The 17,428-nt window shown below is 46.3% G+C and carries 13 protein-coding genes; 2 read left to right on the forward strand and 11 right to left on the reverse strand.

Features of this window, described 5'->3' with window-relative positions:
- The first annotated feature begins 53 nt into the window (after window positions 1-53).
- Window positions 54-3,083, forward strand: coding sequence for an ATP-binding protein (locus tag A0765_RS05320; RefSeq protein WP_062005113.1), 3,030 nt, complete (start codon window positions 54-56; stop codon window positions 3,081-3,083).
- 78 nt (window positions 3,084-3,161) lie between these two features.
- On the opposite strand, the gene hutG is transcribed toward A0765_RS05320, so the two are convergent.
- The 8 genes from hutG to hutU all read right to left on the reverse strand — a co-directional run bounded on the left by hutG (window position 3,162) and on the right by hutU (window position 13,306).
- Window positions 3,162-4,151, reverse strand: coding sequence for a formimidoylglutamase (gene hutG / locus A0765_RS05325; protein ID WP_062005115.1), 990 nt, complete (start codon window positions 4,149-4,151; stop codon window positions 3,162-3,164).
- 141 nt (window positions 4,152-4,292) lie between these two features.
- Window positions 4,293-5,834, reverse strand: coding sequence for a histidine ammonia-lyase (hutH, locus tag A0765_RS05330; protein ID WP_062005144.1), 1,542 nt, complete (start codon window positions 5,832-5,834; stop codon window positions 4,293-4,295).
- Window positions 5,835-5,839: 5 nt separating this feature from the next.
- Window positions 5,840-7,192: an APC family permease gene (locus A0765_RS05335; RefSeq protein WP_062005117.1), complete on the reverse strand. Its 1,353-nt coding sequence runs from the start codon at window positions 7,190-7,192 to the stop codon at window positions 5,840-5,842.
- 75 nt (window positions 7,193-7,267) lie between these two features.
- Window positions 7,268-7,867 carry a HutD/Ves family protein gene (locus tag A0765_RS05340; protein ID WP_062005119.1) on the reverse strand — a complete coding sequence of 200 codons (600 nt, stop codon included), beginning with the start codon at window positions 7,865-7,867 and terminating at the stop codon, window positions 7,268-7,270.
- 12 nt (window positions 7,868-7,879) lie between these two features.
- Window positions 7,880-9,553 carry a formate--tetrahydrofolate ligase gene (locus A0765_RS05345; RefSeq protein WP_062005122.1) on the reverse strand — a complete coding sequence of 558 codons (1,674 nt, stop codon included), beginning with the start codon at window positions 9,551-9,553 and terminating at the stop codon, window positions 7,880-7,882.
- A gap of 66 nt (window positions 9,554-9,619) precedes the next feature.
- A complete protein-coding gene (locus A0765_RS05350) occupies window positions 9,620-10,246 on the reverse strand; it encodes a cyclodeaminase/cyclohydrolase family protein (protein ID WP_062005128.1) in 627 nt (208 codons plus the stop codon).
- Between the two features lie 14 nt (window positions 10,247-10,260).
- The gene (gene ftcD, locus A0765_RS05355; protein ID WP_062005130.1) at window positions 10,261-11,160 is read right to left on the reverse strand and encodes a glutamate formimidoyltransferase; all 900 of its coding nucleotides are present in this window, start codon (window positions 11,158-11,160) and stop codon (window positions 10,261-10,263) included.
- 115 nt (window positions 11,161-11,275) lie between these two features.
- Entirely contained in the window at window positions 11,276-13,306 is a 2,031-nt protein-coding gene (hutU, locus tag A0765_RS05360; RefSeq protein ID WP_062005135.1) for a urocanate hydratase, read from the reverse strand.
- Between the two features lie 195 nt (window positions 13,307-13,501).
- Between hutU and hutI the strand changes: the two genes are divergently transcribed.
- On the forward strand, window positions 13,502-14,767 hold the full coding sequence (gene hutI, locus A0765_RS05365) for an imidazolonepropionase (RefSeq protein ID WP_062005137.1): 1,266 nt from the start codon (window positions 13,502-13,504) through the stop codon (window positions 14,765-14,767).
- Between the two features lie 136 nt (window positions 14,768-14,903).
- On the opposite strand, the gene A0765_RS05370 is transcribed toward hutI, so the two are convergent.
- The 3 genes from A0765_RS05370 to A0765_RS05380 are packed head-to-tail and all read right to left on the reverse strand — an operon-like array spanning window position 14,904 to window position 17,261.
- Window positions 14,904-15,326, reverse strand: coding sequence for a hypothetical protein (locus A0765_RS05370; RefSeq protein ID WP_062005139.1), 423 nt, complete (start codon window positions 15,324-15,326; stop codon window positions 14,904-14,906).
- Window positions 15,307-16,215 (reverse strand): phosphodiester glycosidase family protein, encoded by a 909-nt coding sequence (locus A0765_RS05375; protein WP_062005141.1) that lies wholly within the window; start codon window positions 16,213-16,215, stop codon window positions 15,307-15,309. Before A0765_RS05375 ends, A0765_RS05370 begins: the two co-directional genes overlap by 20 nt.
- Window positions 16,212-17,261 carry a bifunctional glycosyltransferase family 2/GtrA family protein gene (locus A0765_RS05380; protein ID WP_062005142.1) on the reverse strand — a complete coding sequence of 350 codons (1,050 nt, stop codon included), beginning with the start codon at window positions 17,259-17,261 and terminating at the stop codon, window positions 16,212-16,214. Before A0765_RS05380 ends, A0765_RS05375 begins: the two co-directional genes overlap by 4 nt.
- Window positions 17,262-17,428 lie beyond the last annotated feature (167 nt).

Here is a 17,428-nt window from a genome sequence, read left to right on the forward strand (position 1 = left end):
AAATGTCTTATTTTGTTTATATTAGTTTTATAAGCTTTCTTGGAGGCGTTTACATGACCGGAAATCGTTTGAAGTTGAAATTGCTGGGAAGTCCGAGTGTCTTTCTCAATCAAGAGGAGGTCTTTTTTCCTTTTGCCAAAATCAATGCTTTGCTCTATTATCTCCATATCAATGGAACAGTCAATCGGGAGGAGATTGCAGGGATCCTCTGGGAAAATAAGGATAATCAGACCGCCAAAAAGAATCTGCGGAATACCATTTATCAGGCTAACAAGCTATTGGGAGGAGAATGGATTATTGCTCCCAACCGGACTGTGCTGTCGCTTAATCTCGAGTGTGCGATTGAAAGCGATGTAGAACTTTTCACGGACCATCCAGCGGAGCATCTGTCGCTCTATCAGGGCGATTTTCTGCAGGGCTTCTATCTCAAGGACAGCGAGGCTTTTGATTATTGGGTGTCCAAGATGCGGACGCGATATGAGCAGCTCTATATCCAGGCTTGCTACCAAAAGTTGGAAAAAGATCCGTCGAATTTGGAGGAATCAGAGCGAAATCTGCGTCGTATGATCAGTATTGATGAGTTTGATGAAAAGAATTATCATCTGCTCATGAAGCTTTATCAGGAGAATGATCGACCTGGTAAGGTGATTGAGACTTATTATAAATTGGTCAATCTCTTGGACAAGGAATTGGGGATTAGTCCGAATGAAGCAATTCAACAGCTGTACCATGAAGTGATGGCCAAGGATCGCAGTGAGCGTAAGATCAAGCAATTTCTACGTAATACAGACCACTTCTTTGGCCGAGTGGATGAAATCAAGCGTTTGGAATCTTATTTTTCTAAGATTATAGAGAGGCAAGAGCCTCGTGCGCTGCTCTTAGTCGGTGGTACTGGCATCGGTAAACGGACAGTGACCCGACAAGTACTGGCTAATCAGACCAAGTATTTCCAGATTGTTATGGCAGAGTGCTTCAAGGAAGAAATGACGGTTGGATTACAGCCTTGGCGCAGTCTGCTAGATGGATTGGGCGACTTAGTTATTCAGCATCAGATCCTTTCGACTAGCCAGTGGCAGGTTATTTTGGATAGTTATTTTCCGATGATGGCAAGTGAAGCTTCGGATCTTGAGCTGAATACGGATCGTCTGGCTCGGTTTGTGCTGGATATTTTGCAAAAGATTTCCAAGAAAAAGGCTCTGGTGATCTTGGTTGAGGACTGTCACTGGATGGATGAGGCTAGTGTGGCTGTTTTAGAGCAGGTTATGAACCATTTGAGGGATTATCCAGTAGCCTTTGTGTTGACTAAGCATCTGAGTACGCCACCTTATCTTGGCCGTTTTTTCAATCACTTGTTGCTTCGTAGTCAGCTAGACTGCATTGAACTGCAGCCGCTGGATTTTAAGTCTAGTGTGGCGTATTTGCAGGCCCAGACGGGACAGTTAGCTATATCTGAAGAACGGCTTGAGGCTATTTATCGGGTCAGTCAGGGCATTCCTTTCTTTCTGTCGGAGTATGCGGAACAGCTTCTTCGGGGTGAGAAATTCCAGCCATTGACCTCAGCTATTAAAGCAAAACTATCTCTGAAATTGGACTATTTGAGCAGCCAGGAGGAGGAATTGGTTGACTATCTGGCTTGCTTTAGTTCCCCTGCTTCGGTAGCGCTTTTAGCTCAGTTGCTAGGCCTATCTGTGGAAGAAGTAGTCGAAATTGCTGAAGGATTTGGGCAAAAACAGCTTTTAATAGAAGAGGAGCAGGAGGAATTGGTTTTACGATTCAGCCAGGAACTTTTGCGGATTTATGCTTATGAGCGATTACCACTTGCCAAGAAGCGAATGCTACATCACCAGATTGCCCAAGGCATGGAAGACCAGCTGGGAGCCTCTCTTTATCATGCCCAGCTGCTCAATGACATTGCCTATCATTATAAGATGTCCAAACAACCGATTAAGTCTATGGAGTATGAGTTGCATTATCTCGAGGCTACCTTGCAGTTTCATCATGAGCTCTTTCCGATTTATTCGCGGGAGTTTGGCTTTATTGAAAAGACGGATGATACTGATCAGTCAGCGGTTTTGGACCAGTTTGATCGTATCCGCCGGGAGATAGAGGACTTAGAGAGAAAACACCAGAATCACAAAGATTTTCAGCTATTGGTTCTCCGCTTCCTCTATCTGGAAGGGCGCTATGCTATCCGGACGGGGAATTACCAGCAGGGGATGGACAATATCCAGCAGGTGATTGCTTCTGCTAAAGAGCTGCAGCAGATGGATTTTCTCCTAGAAGGCTATCGGCAGATGATCTACTATTGCATCCAGACGGAGAATATCCCTGAGATGCGCTACTATACGGAGTTGGCTCTGGATGCTTCGGTCCAGGCCAATAATCACGAAGCTATTGCAATGAATCTTCGACTTAAGGGACTGTATCATCTCATGATTGGAGATGAGGAGCAGTCGCTCCGACATCTTTACCAGTCTATCGATTGCTTTAGTTTGACGGCTTCGTTGCGCTCAAAGTATTCGATTCAGATTGCGGCGGCTCTAGATTATCTGGCAGAGATTGAGCAGATTCGTGGGAATTTCACGACAGCGCTGGCTCATCAGAAAGAGGCGATTGAGCTGACGGAAAATAAAACAGCAGAGCCTTCGATTTCTGCTTTCTACATAGGATTGGGTCTGACTTATTATCAGCTAAAAGATTATGAACAGGCGGAGCGAATCTTGCTGAAAGCGAAAGCAGCCCTGAAGTCGCTCAGCTTTCCTTGGAAGGAGACCCAGCTGGAAGTTTATTTGGCCTTGATTGGCTGCGAGAAGGGGGATTACCAGCCGGTGCTTGATCTGCTGCGGAAAAAGGATAGTCTCATTAGTCGCTATGGCAATCCGCGGGACAAAGGCTTAATCTACTATCTGATGGCTGTGATCAAGTATCGCCAGCTAGCTGGTAGATTGCAGGAAGCTGGTTTTGAAAATTTACTAGATCAGGACTTTGAGACCTACTATGAAACGGCTAAAAGCCAGCTCAATCCCTACCGTGACCGGCACCAGCTCAAGGAATTAGAAAACTTACGTCGGACCTTGTCTTAAGAATTGAACACAAATAAAAGAGGATGAAAGCAATGTTCATCCTCTTTTGATGTTTGTAATGAAGTTTTTAAATGCCCATCAGTCATGTACTTGTGCCCAGACTTGGGTTAGGTAAAAGACAAAACTGGCCGCTAGATTAGCCGTATGGTTGTCTATATCGTGAGGGGGAGAGACTTCGACGATGTCAAAGCCAATTAGCTTGCCTGACGCAGCGATGTGCTGGAAGACCAGCACAGCCAGATTGGGATCCACACCGAGCGACTGGATGGCACTGACACCAGGAGCGGCGCCAGCTGCAAAGCAGTCCATATCAATGGTTAAATAAACCTGCTCTTTATCGGCTAGAAAAGCATCAACCACCTTGGAGACTTCCTTGCAACCCATTTGGTAGATGTCCATTCCAGTCAGGAACTGGATAGCCTTGGATTTTGCTACAAAGTCAAAGAGAAAGAGATTGTTATTATGCTCCTGAATCCCTAGGATGAGGTAGTTAAAGATCTGTTTCTGAGCTAAGGTGTCATCAAACATTTGACGAAAACCGGTACCGGAGTTGGGACCCGTCTGATCGTAGGGGCGTAGGTCAAAATGGGCATCCATATTGATCACAGCTAAGTTTTGGTCAGGATTTAGCGACGACTTGAGACCTAGATAGTTGCCGTAGGCTGTTTCATGGCCGCCCCCTAGAACGATGGGTCGGAGATTAAGCTCTCGCAGGCGTTTGACTGCTCGCGCCAAGCTTTGCTGCAGTTGTTCCAGAGAGCGGTTAGGACCGTCAATATCGCCAACATCAAAGACGCGAACGTTTCTACCTAGATGCCAAGGAAGCTTGGCCAGCTGAGTTCGAATGGTCTGAGGACCTTCAACTGCTCCCACTCGGCCGTTATTGATATAGACACCCTTGTCGCTCTTGAAGCCAATCAGGGCAAAGTTTACCCCTTCAAAAGGGGTTAGGCTAGGATCATTTAAGTCCAGAAACTCAATGACCATGCCCCACTTAGCAGTATATAGATTGTCTTCTGGACCTCGCTGATAGTAACGGTTGTCTAGCTGATAGTAATCTTCTAACATAATTTTGTCCTTTTTGATAACGATAGTTGCGACTTTATTATAAGAGTTTCCGCTAAGCCTGTCAATGGTTTTTGGCGGGAAAAGAAGCCCAACTGCATGAGAGCGGGCTTCTTAGGTTAGTTTTTTACAGAGTCATCAGCTTTAGAACTGAATGCTCAAGTCCACAGCCTTTTCAACGGCTGCTAGGAATTCATCGCTCTCAATCAGCTCAGAAGCCTTGTTGAGTTCTTCATAGATCTCGATGTCCTTATCAAACTCGATAAAGCGGACATGCTGACGGAAGAGGTCATAGGCTGGCTTAGTTCCTTTACCTAGTTCATGGTTTTCTGGTTTCAGATCCAGAGCTTGGCAGGCTGCCATGATTTCTGTTGCCACGATGCGGCGGGAATTCTTGAGAATTTCAGCTGCCTTGCGTGCTGCAGTAGTTCCCATGCTGACAAAGTCTTCTTGGTTTTCACAAGATGGGATAGAGTCTACGCTGGCAGGATGAGCTAGAACCTTGTTTTCAGAAGCAAGCGAAGCACAAGCATACTGGGTAATCATAAAGCCAGAGTTGAGTCCTGGGTGTTTGACCAAGAAGGAGGGAAGCTTGCTCAGTTGGCTGTTGACCAGACGTTCTACACGACGCTCGGAGACATTGCCGATTTCAGAAATAGCGATGCCGAGGAAGTCGAATGGCTGTGCCATTGGTTCTCCGTGGAAGTTACCGCCTGAGATGACATGACCTTCCTTAGTAATGATAGGGTTGTCTGTAACAGAGTTGATTTCAATCTCAACCTTGGTCTTAACATAAGCGATAGAGTCCTTGCTGGCACCATGAATTTGCGGGATACAACGCAGGGTGTAAGGGTCTTGGACCCGTTGTTGAGTGGCTACGGTTGTGTTGCCACTGCCTTCCAAAAGGTTGCGGATATTGCGGGCTGTAGCCAGCTGTCCACTCTGAGGTCGAATGGTATGTAAGTCTTCTTCGAAAGGACTGGTAATACCATTATGGACTTCCATAGAAAGAGCGCCAGCGACATCTGACAGTTTAAGCAGCTGGATGGCATCGTAGGTAGCGAGTGCTCCGATACCTGTCAGGACAGTCGTTCCGTTAATCAGCGCCAGCCCTTCCTTAGCTGCTAGAGCAATTTTCTCGATACCAGCCTTGTCCAAAGCTTCTTGTCCAGAGAGCAATTCACCCCGATAATAAGCGCGGCCTAGTCCTAACATAGGCAGAACCATGTGAGCCAGCGGTGCTAGGTCACCAGAAGCTCCTAAAGAGCCTTTTTCCGGAATGTAAGGCACGACGCCTTTATTGAGCAATTCCAGGAGCTTTTCGACAGTAGAGAGCCGGATACCAGAATAGCCCTTGACCAGAGAATTAATCCGAATTAACATGATAGCACGAACTGCATCTTCAGGAAGAGGATCGCCAAATCCTGAAGCATGGGTGCGAATCAAGTTTTCCTGCAGTTGAGTCGTATCTTCTGGCGAGATGCTGACATTGCAGAGGGAGCCAAATCCAGTCGTAACGCCGTAGACCACCCGCTTTTCGCGGACGATGTCATCCACGATTTTGCGGGAAGCTTCTACAGCTTTCTTAGCTTCTTGGTTGATTTCGCAGATAGCTCCATGACGAGCTACTGCAATGGCATCTTCTAAAGTAAGGTGTTCGCCATCCAAATTGATTACATGTGTCATAAGATTCATTCTCCTTTTTGTTCAAGAACTTTATTTTTACAAATCAGTACTATGTAGATATAGTAGACTGCGCTGGCGACAAGGACACCGATGAGACCATAGACATAGTTCATTGGGTTTTCACCCCAAATCATGATGAGGCTGACTAGAACCGCTAAAATTGGGATGACAGGACCAAATGGAACGCGGAAGACCACTTTCTTATCTGGATATTTCTTTCTCAATACCAATACGGCTAGAGCAGTTGGGATGTATTGGAAGAAGCGGAAGACTACGCTGAGAGCCGCTAATACTTCAAATGTTCCTGTAAAGAGCAAGGCGATGGCCAAAAGTCCGGAGATAATAATAGCAATTACAGGGGCGTTTTTAGCATTGGTTTCAGCGATTTTTTTAGGTAACAAGCCTTCATCTGCAATGGCTGCACCATAACGTGGGACCATGATAGATTCCCCGATGTTAAGTCCAGCAATAGAGATCAGCGCTCCAATAGAAACAATCCATGCTCCAGCAGGGCCAATCATTTCGACAAAGGCATCTTGCACAGAGGCATCTGTCTGCAGGATTCGGCTGCCTAACATGGCGATAGTTCCTGCGATAATTAGCATATAGAGAACAGAGACAATACTGATAGAGCCCAAAATAGCTCGAGGCACATTCTTTTCTGGGTTGCGCATTTCACCAGCAACGATAGACATGGTTTCAAATCCGATGAAACCGTAGAAAATGTAGATCGCTGTACTAGAGATGGCTTTCATGATATCTACGCCAGGTTCTAGCTGAAGAAACGGAGTGAAGTTTCCTTTGTCAATTCCTCCTTTGATGAAGAAAATCGCACATAGACTGAAAGCGACAATTGGGATGAGCTTTGCTACGGTTGCGGTCAAGGTGAACATTTTGGAGGTCTTAAGACCTGATATATTCATCAGACTGAGTAGGATAATCAGGCTCACACTGAGTAGAAGTTCATAGGGGGCAAAGGATTTAAAAGTAATGACAAAAAGTCGCGCAAATCCTGCTGCCATAGCAGACCAAGCGATGATGGTAACCGCCCAGCCTAGGAAGCCAACATTAAATCCGACAAAGTCCCCAAAGGCTGCTTTGGAATATTGGAAGGCTCCGCCGTTTTTATTAAAATAACCAGCAGTTTCTGCCAAGCAGACGGCTAAGAGAATAACGAGGATGGCAGTTCCCAGCATGACAGCTAGAGAAGCAGGACCCAGTCCTTTATAAATCTTTTGAGGCAGGAGGAAAATTCCTGAACCGATAACAGCATTGATACCATAGAGAGTAGCGCCAGAAAAGCTGAATTTCGCATTTTCTCGCTCTTGTTCTTGTGCAGTGAGTTTAGTCGCATTCATAATAATGTTTCTCCTTTAGAGATGTGGGATCCTTTCCAAGTAAAGATAGAACGATGATAGGACATCCTTGTATCTTTACTTAGTAGGGATATGGGTCAAACCAGCCCATATAGCAAGGGGAGCACCCGTTGGCTGGTTACTCGAAAACATTATTTGCAGCTCAGTTTCCTGAGTCTCTTTTTCCACTATCAGAAGTTGCCCTGTCTCTAGGTTAAGCGATGGCAGGTCTGTTCCTGTCACCATCAGATCACTCAAGGCATAGATAAATTGAATTTCGTCATCTCGGCTAAGTTCTTGTCCATCCGAGATGGTAAGCATCTGTCCCTGATAATGGTCGCTGTAGATTAAGTTAAAGTCGGTACAAGTCCCACGACTTGTGATAGAATCACTCCCTTCGAAAAAATAGGGGGTAAAGGGGGCTAGAACCGTTTCCTCCTGCCGACTGGCATTGTTGAGATGAAGTGTGTGGTCCAAGCTCATGAGAATGCGGTGAAAGCCGCTGAGGTCAGAAAACTGACTTTCAGCCAACTCCACAGTCGCTGTTGAGAGCCGATAGTCAAACTCCCGCTTGCCATAGTGGCCAGTTGGCGGGGAAAGATAAAGTTGTTTTGTCTTTCCCCCCGACCAATTGGAAACTTGAAAATCGTTTGATTTTAGAAGAGTTATATTTGCCATTTTTTGTAATGATTAGAACAAACCGCTGATATTGCCGTCTTTGTCAACATCAATCTTTTCGCTGGCCGGCACTTTAGGCAATCCTGGCATGGTCATGATTGCACCAGTAAGAGCAACGATAAAGCCTGCACCAGCAGAAACTTTGAGCTGGCTGATCGTCACGACAAAGTCTTTAGGTGCGCCCAGTTTCTTAGCATCGTCTGAGAAGGAGTACTGAGTCTTAGCCATACAGATAGGATAGTTGGAGAAGCCCAGCTCTTCCAGTTGTTTGAGCTCGCGTTTAGCGGCAGGAGTCAGGCGAACGCCCTTGCCTCCATAGACCTTAGTAACAATTTTGTTCAGCTTGGTCTCAATGGAGTCCTCTTCATTATATACAAATTGGAAATGATTGTCTCCTTCGGCCAGTTCTACGACTTTTTCAGCCAACTCTTTACCACCGGCTCCGCCATTCGCCCAGACGTCGGAAATCACGACGTCAACTCCACGTTTTTGGCAGGCGTCATAAACTGCTTGCAATTCTGCTTCGGTATCCAGCGGGAATTTATTGATGGCAACGACTGCTGGCAATCCATAAACATCTTGAATGTTTTCCAGATGTTTTTCCAAGTTTGGCAGACCATCTACAACGGCTTGGACATTTTCTTCAGCCAAATCACTCTTAGCCACACCACCATGCATCTTGAGAGCGCGGATGGTAGCAACCAGAACTACAGCCGCTGGACGAAGACCAGATGTACGACACTTGATATCAATGAATTTTTCAGCACCTAAGTCAGCACCGAAACCAGCTTCTGTGACTGCGTAGTCGGCATATTTGAGAGCCAGCTTGGTAGCTAGGACACTGTTACAGCCATGGGCAATGTTGGCAAAAGGTCCACCGTGAATCAAGGCTGGCGTGTGTTCCAGAGTTTGAACCAAGTTTGGATGAATAGCGTCTTTGAGCACAGCGGCCATAGCGCCACCAGCTTTCAAGTCCTTAGCAGTTATTGGCTTGCCTTCAAAGCTGTAGCCAATGATGATTTTTTCCAAACGGTTTTTGAGATCGGTAATATTTTCTGACAGACAGAGAATAGCCATAACCTCAGAAGCAACTGTAATATCAAAACCGTCTTCACGCGGGACACCGTTGACTTTGCCTTGCAAGCCATCTACAATGTAGCGAAGTTGCCGGTCATTCATATCCACCGCCCGTTTCCAAGTGATGCGGCGAGAATCAATGCCTAAGGCATTGCCATGATGGATGTGGTTGTCAATGAGGGCAGCCAGCAGATTGTTGGCAACACCGATGGCATGAAAGTCACCAGTGAAGTGGAGGTTGATGTCCTCCATAGGCACCACCTGAGCGTGCCCGCCACCAGCAGCTCCGCCTTTGATACCAAAGACAGGTCCGAGTGAAGGTTCCCGCAGAGCGATAACGGCTTTTTTACCGATAGCAGCCAAAGCATCGACTAATCCGACAGAAGTCGTAGTCTTACCTTCTCCAGCTGGTGTCGGAGAAATGGCTGTCACGAGAATCAGTTTGCCGTCTGGCTTGTCTTTTAAGGCTTCTAGTTGGCCGGCACTGATTTTTGCCTTGTAATTTCCATAAAGAGACAAGGCGTCTTCAGCAATTCCTAGCTTTTCTGCCACCTCTTTGATGGGCTTCATTTGAACCGAATTCGCAATTTCAATATCTGATAAAACCATATTGTTACCTCTTGAGAAGAGGAAGTCCATTCACAGGAAAGAGTGAGCTTCTCTTCCGTTTATTTGTTAGACAACTTTCAAAATTTCTTGATAAATTTCATCGGCTAGAGCGCAGCCTTTTTGTAGGAGCTCTTCACCCTTGCTGCGGTAGTCTGCGACAAAAGCTTCATCCTTGACACCTGACAGGTTGATGAGGACATTGAGCCAAGCCCCTTGCAAACCAGCCTTAAGATTGAGAGCTGCGACTCCCAGGTCGCTGGCAGCATTGGTATTGGACTTGCCGACAGCCTTTTGAGTTGTTTGCAGGGCAGCCAAGATGTCTTCCATCATGCCATAAGGTGACTTGGTCGCTTCCTTAAGGGCTTGTTGCATAGCTTCCCGACGGGCAGCCTTGTCTTCCTCTGTTTCCTTAGGCATATCAAAGACGGCGGAGACTAGATTGAAGGCTTCAGTGTCCTTGTCAATAGCTGCGAGCAGGCTTTCTTGGAGGCGGGCACTTTCTGCGTGCACTTGAGCAATGTCTGCTTCAAATTCTGCGTATTTTTTCTTGCCAAGGGTCAATTCACAGACCATCTTAGTCAGGGAAATACCGTTCGCTGCTGAAAGAGCAGCGGCAGAGCCACCTCCTGGTGCAGGAGCATCTGAGCCTAGGACTTGGGCAAATTCTGTCAAGCTTAAATCTACTAATTTCATAGGTTTCAGTCCTCCTAGCCCAGCAAATGGTTTTCCAGAACTTGCTTGCTGTAGTCAAAGTCTTCGATTTGCAGATAGTATTCTGCTGCGTCAATCAAAGCCTTGGCTGGAGCCAAACCGATGACTTCTGAGCCGAGGATTCCAACTCCGTAACGTTTGGCTTCAAAGCGAACAGTTTCAAAAACACGATAGAGTGGGAATTTTTCCAGATTGACCATGTTGATAGAAACCTGAGCAATGTTGCGGTCTTCCAGCATAACGCCGATCGCTTTACAGTACTTGTAACCACCGCTTGATCCACGGATGATTTTGGCAATATTGTTGGCAATTTCCAGATTGTCTGTATCCAAGTTGATGTTGTAGGCGATGAGCGGCATTCTAGCTCCGACAGCAGTAACACCAGCAGTTGGGTGAATCTTTCTTTCACCATAGTCAGGAGCCCAGTCAGCTTCCAAGAGTTTTTCAGGCATGCCTTCGAACTGCCCTTTACGAACCTTAGCCAAGTTCTTGCGCTCAGGACGAGTCGCTGCATCTTCATAGAGGAAGATAGGGATACCGAGCTCACGGTTGATCCGCTCAGATACGGTCTTCGCAATTTCTACGCATTCCTCACTTGTGATGTCCTTGATCGGTACAAAAGGCAGGACATCAGTTGCGCCCATACGAGGGTGTTCACCTTGGTGCTTGGTCAAGTCAATATTTTCAGAAGCGTATTTAACCAAACGGAAAGCAACCTCCTGAATGTTTTGATCGTCACCGACCAGGGTAAAGACGCTGCGGTTGTGGCTGGCATCAGAAGAGTGGTCCAAAAGTGTTACGCCTGGCACGCTCTTAGCTACTTCCACTAGACCGTCAATGACCGCTTGATTGCGGCCTTCAGAAAAGTTAGGAATACATTCAACAATTTTTGCCATAAGATATTACCTCGTGTTATATGTTATTAAAATTTACAAAGTAGATAAAGTGGAACTTCTGTCTGAGCTAGGTGTGAGGCCTAGCTCAGTTTAGAAGTTGGGGGACAGGTTTTTCCTATTCGAACAATTTCTTAACAGATTCTTTGACCAAATCTTCGTCAGTTAAGTATGGAATGGTGATGTGGTCTGTTCCTTGGTGGAGGCGGTTGTACTCAATAGCAGTCTCAATAGCATGCTCATTGCGAGCCCAGTTACGACGAGCAACTCCGCCGATTGTATCCCAAGCGATAGCAGATTTGATGATTTCATCGATGCGTTCGCTGCCATCCAGTACCAAGCCAAAGCCACCGTTGATTGCTTTACCGATACCAGTTCCACCACCGTTGTGGAGAGCTACCAGACTCATACCGCGAGCTGCATTACCAGCGTAACATTGCACAGCCATGTCGCAGGTAACATTAGAACCGTCCTTAATATTGGAAGTTTCACGGAATGGAGAGTCAGTACCAGATACGTCGTGGTGGTCACGGCCAATCATGACAGGACCAATCTTGCCTTCGCGGACTAATTCATTGAACTTGAGGGCGATATTGACACGGCCCATACAGTCTTGGTAGAGAATCCGAGCCTGAGTTCCAACAACTAGCTGGTTCTTTTCTGCATCTCGGATCCAGTTGTAGTTGTCGCGGTCTTGGTAGCGGCGGTTAGGGTCAATCACTTCCATAGCTGCATGGTCGGTAGCGACTAGGTCTTCGTGTTTACCGCTCAGACATACCCAACGGAAAGGACCATAACCATAGTCAAAGAGCATTGGGCCCATGATATCTTCTACATAAGATGGCCAAATGAAGCCGTCTTTATCGTCAAAGCCATTCTTAGAAATTTCCTTGATGCCAGAGTCATAGACTGCCTTCATAAAGGCATTACCGTAGTCAAAGAAGTAGGTGCCGTTGTTAGTCAAGGTCTTGATCGCCTTGAAGTGACGTTCCAAGGTTTGGTCAACCAACTTAACAAAGGTTTCCTTGTCTTCAGCTAGGAGGCGAGTCCGCTCATCAAAGCTGATACCAGCTGGACAGTAGCCGCCGTCGTAAACATTGTGGCAAGAAGTTTGGTCAGACAGTAGGTCTACATGGATATTGTTTTCGTTGACATATTCCAATAGGTCTACGATGTTACCATGATAGGCAATAGAAGTTGATTCGCCAGCTTCCAGAGCTTTTTGAGCTAGCTCGATTGCTTCTTTTGGACTTTCGGCTAATTGGCTAATCCAGCCTTGGGAATGACGAGTTTCAATCCGAGATTGGTCTACTTCAGCTACGATTGCCACAGCTTTAGCAATTTCGGCTGCTTTCCCTTGAGCTCCACTCATGCCGCCCAGACCAGAAGAGATGAAGAGTTTGCCAGTCAGGTCGCCGTCGTCAGCCACACCCAGTTTCAAGCGCCCAGCATTGAGGAGGGTGTTGAAAGTGCCATGGACAATACCTTGAGGACCGATGTACATCCAGCCACCTGCTGTCATTTGACCATAGTTGGTGACGCCCATTTCTTCTGCAATTTCCCAGTCCTTCATATTGTCGTATTCACCGACCAAGAGGCCATTGGTGATGATAACACGAGGTGCTTCTGGTTTGGACTTGAAGAGTCCGAGCGGGTGGCCAGATTCCACGACCAAGGTTTGATGGTCAGTCATGACTTCCAAGTATTTCTTGATCAGGTTGTACTGCATCCAGTTAGCGCAGACAGATCCAGTTTCTCCGTAGGTAACCAATTCATAAGGATAAAGGGCGATTTCAAAGCTCAGGTTGTTGTCAATCATGACCTGCATAGCTTTGGCTGCAGTACAGTTTCCTTTATATTCATCAATTGGTTTACCGTAGATGCGTTCTTTTGGACGCCAGCGGTAGCCATAAATCCGTCCGCGAGTTTTCAGTTCTTCCAAGAATTCTGGAATCACTTCCTCATGGAATCTCTTTGGAATATAGCGAAGGGCATTTTTTAAAGCAATTTCGGTTTGAGCTTGAGTCAAACGGAAGCCCCGATCGGGTGCGCGACGGATGCCTTCTTGGAAAACCGTTTTTTCAGGTAATACATCGTCTAATTTGACGGTCATTGCTGCCGCAATATCTTGTTCGCTGTAGAATGACATGTTTATTTCCTCCTTGTAAAATAACTTAAGATTTGACCTTATTTTATAACAGCGCCGTCAGTACAAAGTCAAGAAAATATTTCTAAAGATAAAAAATATCAATATATCTAATATATAATGGTTTTTGACTATAATTTGACGATAGTGTATTATGATGGAAAGCGAATAAGTTGAAAAATGAATGGAGGAACAAGCATGACTGCTGATTTACTATTAACTCACTTTAATCAAGTCTTCTGTCCCAAGGATCTCGGTCATCCACTTTTTGGTGAGGAGATGAAGGAAGCTCAGGTCTTGGAAGACGGCTACATTGCAGTCAAAGACGGCAAAATCCTAGCAGTTGGCAGCGGAGAGCCGGATGCCAGTCTGGTTGGACCTGATACTAAGATTCAGTCTTATGAGGGCAAGATTGCTACACCTGGCTTGATCGACTGTCACACTCACTTGGTCTACGGTGGCAGCCGGGAGCATGAATTTGCTAAGAAATTAGCCGGTGTCCCTTATCTGGAAATTCTTGCCCAAGGTGGCGGTATTCTTAGCACAGTTCGGGCGACGCGAGAAGCTTCTTTTGATACTCTCTACGATAAGTCTAAGAGACTGCTGGACTATATGCTGCTGCATGGAGTGACAACTGTTGAGGCTAAGAGTGGCTATGGTTTGGACTGGGAAACAGAGAAGCGCCAGCTAGATGTCGTTGGGGCTCTGGACCGTGACCACGAGATTGACCTCGTTTCTACCTTTATGGCTGCCCACGCCGTTCCACCAGAATACAAGGGACGCTCTCAGGAATATCTGGAGCTTATCGTCGAGGAAATGCTGCCTCGGGTAAAGGCAGAAAATCTAGCTGAATTCTGTGATATTTTCTGTGAAAAAGGCGTCTTTACAGCTGACGAGTCGCGCTACTTACTTTCTAAGGCTAAGGAAATGGGCTTCAAGCTTCGCATCCATGCTGATGAGATCGAATCGATCGGTGGAGTAGATGTAGCAGCTGAGCTAGGAGCGACGAGTGCAGAGCACTTGATGGTAGCGACCGATGAGGGCATTCGCAAGATGGCAGAAGCCAAGGTTATCGGCAATCTCCTGCCAGCGACTACCTTCAGTCTGATGGAAGATACCTATGCACCAGCCCGCAAGATGCTGGAAGCTGGTATGGCCATCACTCTAACTACTGACAGCAATCCAGGCTCTTGTCCAACTGCTAACCTGCAGTTCGTCATGCAGCTGGGCTGCTTTATGATGCGCCTGACGCCAGTGGAAGTTCTCAATGCTGTAACTATCAATGCGGCCTACTCAGTTAACCGCCAAGATAGGATTGGCAGCTTTGATACTGGCAAGCAGGCTGACATTACCATCCTAGACGCTAAGAATATCGACTATCCACTTTATTTCTTTGCGACCAACCTGACCCATCAAGTTTATAAAGCAGGCAAGTTGGTTGTTGATCAGGGTAGAATCGTCTAATTTTACAAGTCAGTCCCATTTCCACTTGATGGCAAAGATTTTCTTAGAAGTTCTATTGTTGATTATAGAAAAAGCAGATTTGTGTTCAATAAAGGTCGTGGCATAAACACCACGACCTTTCTGTTTTTTTATGAGATTAGGACATTGAGCTGGTTTCTTTATTATCTACCCACACACTGCGCGTAAAGACCATGGAGAATAGAGCTAGAGCCGCAAAGGCTGCTCCTACATACCAGTAGGGTATGTCCAGTGTCGTGGAGCGTCCAGAGAGATTGACGATGCCACGAAAGAGCATACCGGCTGTCATAGTGGCTACAGCTGAGTTCCAGAGGTTGAGGCTGAGCCGAGAGAGATTAGGAATGATCTTCATAAAGAGCAGGAGGAGGATGCCCCCAACGAGAGGAAGGGCAAAGAGATAGTGCATGTGGATAGATATTTCCCCGAAGCTGAAGGATTCATAGATTCTGCTGAAAGCAAAGAAGAAAATCGTTAGCAGGATGTAGGAAACAGCTGTTTTTTTGAAACGTTTTTTGCTGGGATTAGTAACCGATGTAGACAATGTCGCTCACCGCCCTTTCTGAGATATTTCCGTTGGTGGTAGGTTTGTTGATGACCTGACCGTTGAAGTACATAGTGGACGAGCCACCGCCGTCAAGGTTGTAGGCAGTCTTGACGCCATAAGATTTCATGACTTCCGCCAGTTCATAGAGGGAAAGCCCCTGACTTTCTGAAGTGCGTCCGTCTGAAACGATGATGATATAGTGGTTTTCGTCAATGATACCGATAGCTGTCCGTGGATTGGAAGCCATAGACTGGCCGACTTCGGACTTGGTATTCACGACAATCTCACCATTTTCTACAAGGGCTGGGCCGAAGGCTAAGAGATTGACCACCCCGTCTTTGACCAGCTGATCGGCAGATACCTCATTTTCGTAAATGATTTTAAAAGAGCCATCTTTGTAAATAGCTAAATCTCCATTGCTGGCGTCCTCTCGGACGGTATCACGGTAGACGACGCCGTTGCGGATGACATAGCCGGTAGAATTGGCACCGTAGTAGTCTCCGTTAACCGCTAGAATAGCCTTGTTATTAGCCGCTGTTTCTGAAGTCTTGGCGGTGACATTGGTTCCGTAGGTGTTGTTGGCAAGGGCTGTTTTCAAATATTCAGCGGAGCTGATGGTCACATCAGCGATGTAGACTTGGGTGTTGCTGACGGTCTTTTCAGTCAGCGTGACCGAGATGTTATCGTCTGAATAGCTGGTATCTGTCACTGTTGCCGTTTCCGCAGCCTTGCTGGCGACCTCGGCATTGGATGATGAAGCGGTGCTTGAGACTGTGGAAATGGTCTCTGCGATGACGAAGGTTTTCAGCATGGAGTAGCTGAAGGAAGCTGTCAGAAGTAGCCCGAAAATCGAGGCGTAGGCATAGCCTTTCTTTAAAAATTTCATGATGCAGTGTGTGTCCTTTCCTTAAAAATAAATCTCTTTTGTACCATCCAAGAGACGGTGAAAAGCAGCAGTCCGACGATGATCTTGGCAAGCAGAAGATTGAGCCCAAAGACAGCGTAGAAGAGGCGAATCAGCAGTGTGTCTAGGATAAAGAGCACTACAGCTAGGCTGAAATAGCCAGTTCCTGTCTTGAGTATACTGTCGTCGTTCTTAAAGACCAGTTTTTTATTGGTCGAGTAGTTAAAGACCGAACTGGTCACGCGGGCAATCCCGTTAGCTAGGAGAATTCTCAGGCTGGTCGGCACAGCGGCTAAAAACAAGAGAGCCAGTGCGTAGACGATGTAGTCCACGATGAAACTGCTGAGAGAAGTCAGGGCAAATTTAAAAGTATTTTTATAAATCATGAGTCCATCTCTAACAGGTCGGAAGTGCGATCCTTGATTGTCATTGATATAGACCGTCTCAATGGGCACTTCCAAAATGGGATATTCCTTGCTGGCTTCTAAGAGCATGTTCATTTCATACTCATAGCGCTGGCCTTCAACCTTCAGCATAAAGGGGATCATGTTAGTCGTAAAGGCTCGTAAGCCTGTCTGCGTATCGGAGACAGCTACGCCAGTCTGGGCTTTGAAGAGAGACCGAGTCAGACTGTTGCCAAAGCGGCTACGCAGAGGTACCTTTCCAGTAAAGGCGCGTGCTCCCAGAATCAGCTGATTGGGATTTTTAGCAGCCTTGGTTGCCACTCGGAAAATATCCCAGACCTTGTGCTGGCCATCCGCATCTGCTGTGATGACCGTTCCGTATTGACCCAGAGACTGGATGTAGGTGAAGGCAGTTTTCAGCGCTTGTCCTTTGCCTTGATTGTTTTCGTGATGGAGGACAGTCGCATATTGTTCAGCCTTTTCAAAGACTGTCTGGCGCTTGGCTGAGCTACCGTCATCGATGACAATGATATGAAAACCGCTCTTGCTCTGAATTTTTTGAATCAGTTTAATCAAATTATAATCGGGCTCGTAAGCTGGAATCACTAGATAGTCCATATCCATACCTCTTTCTTAGATGATTTGTAGAAAGTATACAGATTGCGGCTTAAAGCTAGCTGATATCAGTTATCTTTAAGAAAAGGTTAAATCTTCTTTAAGGAAAGAGTGAGGAAAGTATCTCGTAGGACAAAATAAAAAACTGAGAGTGGGACAGAAATCGGTAATTCTTT

The organism is Streptococcus cristatus, from assembly GCF_001588905.1.
GTDB classification, from domain to species: domain Bacteria; phylum Bacillota; class Bacilli; order Lactobacillales; family Streptococcaceae; genus Streptococcus; species Streptococcus cristatus_N.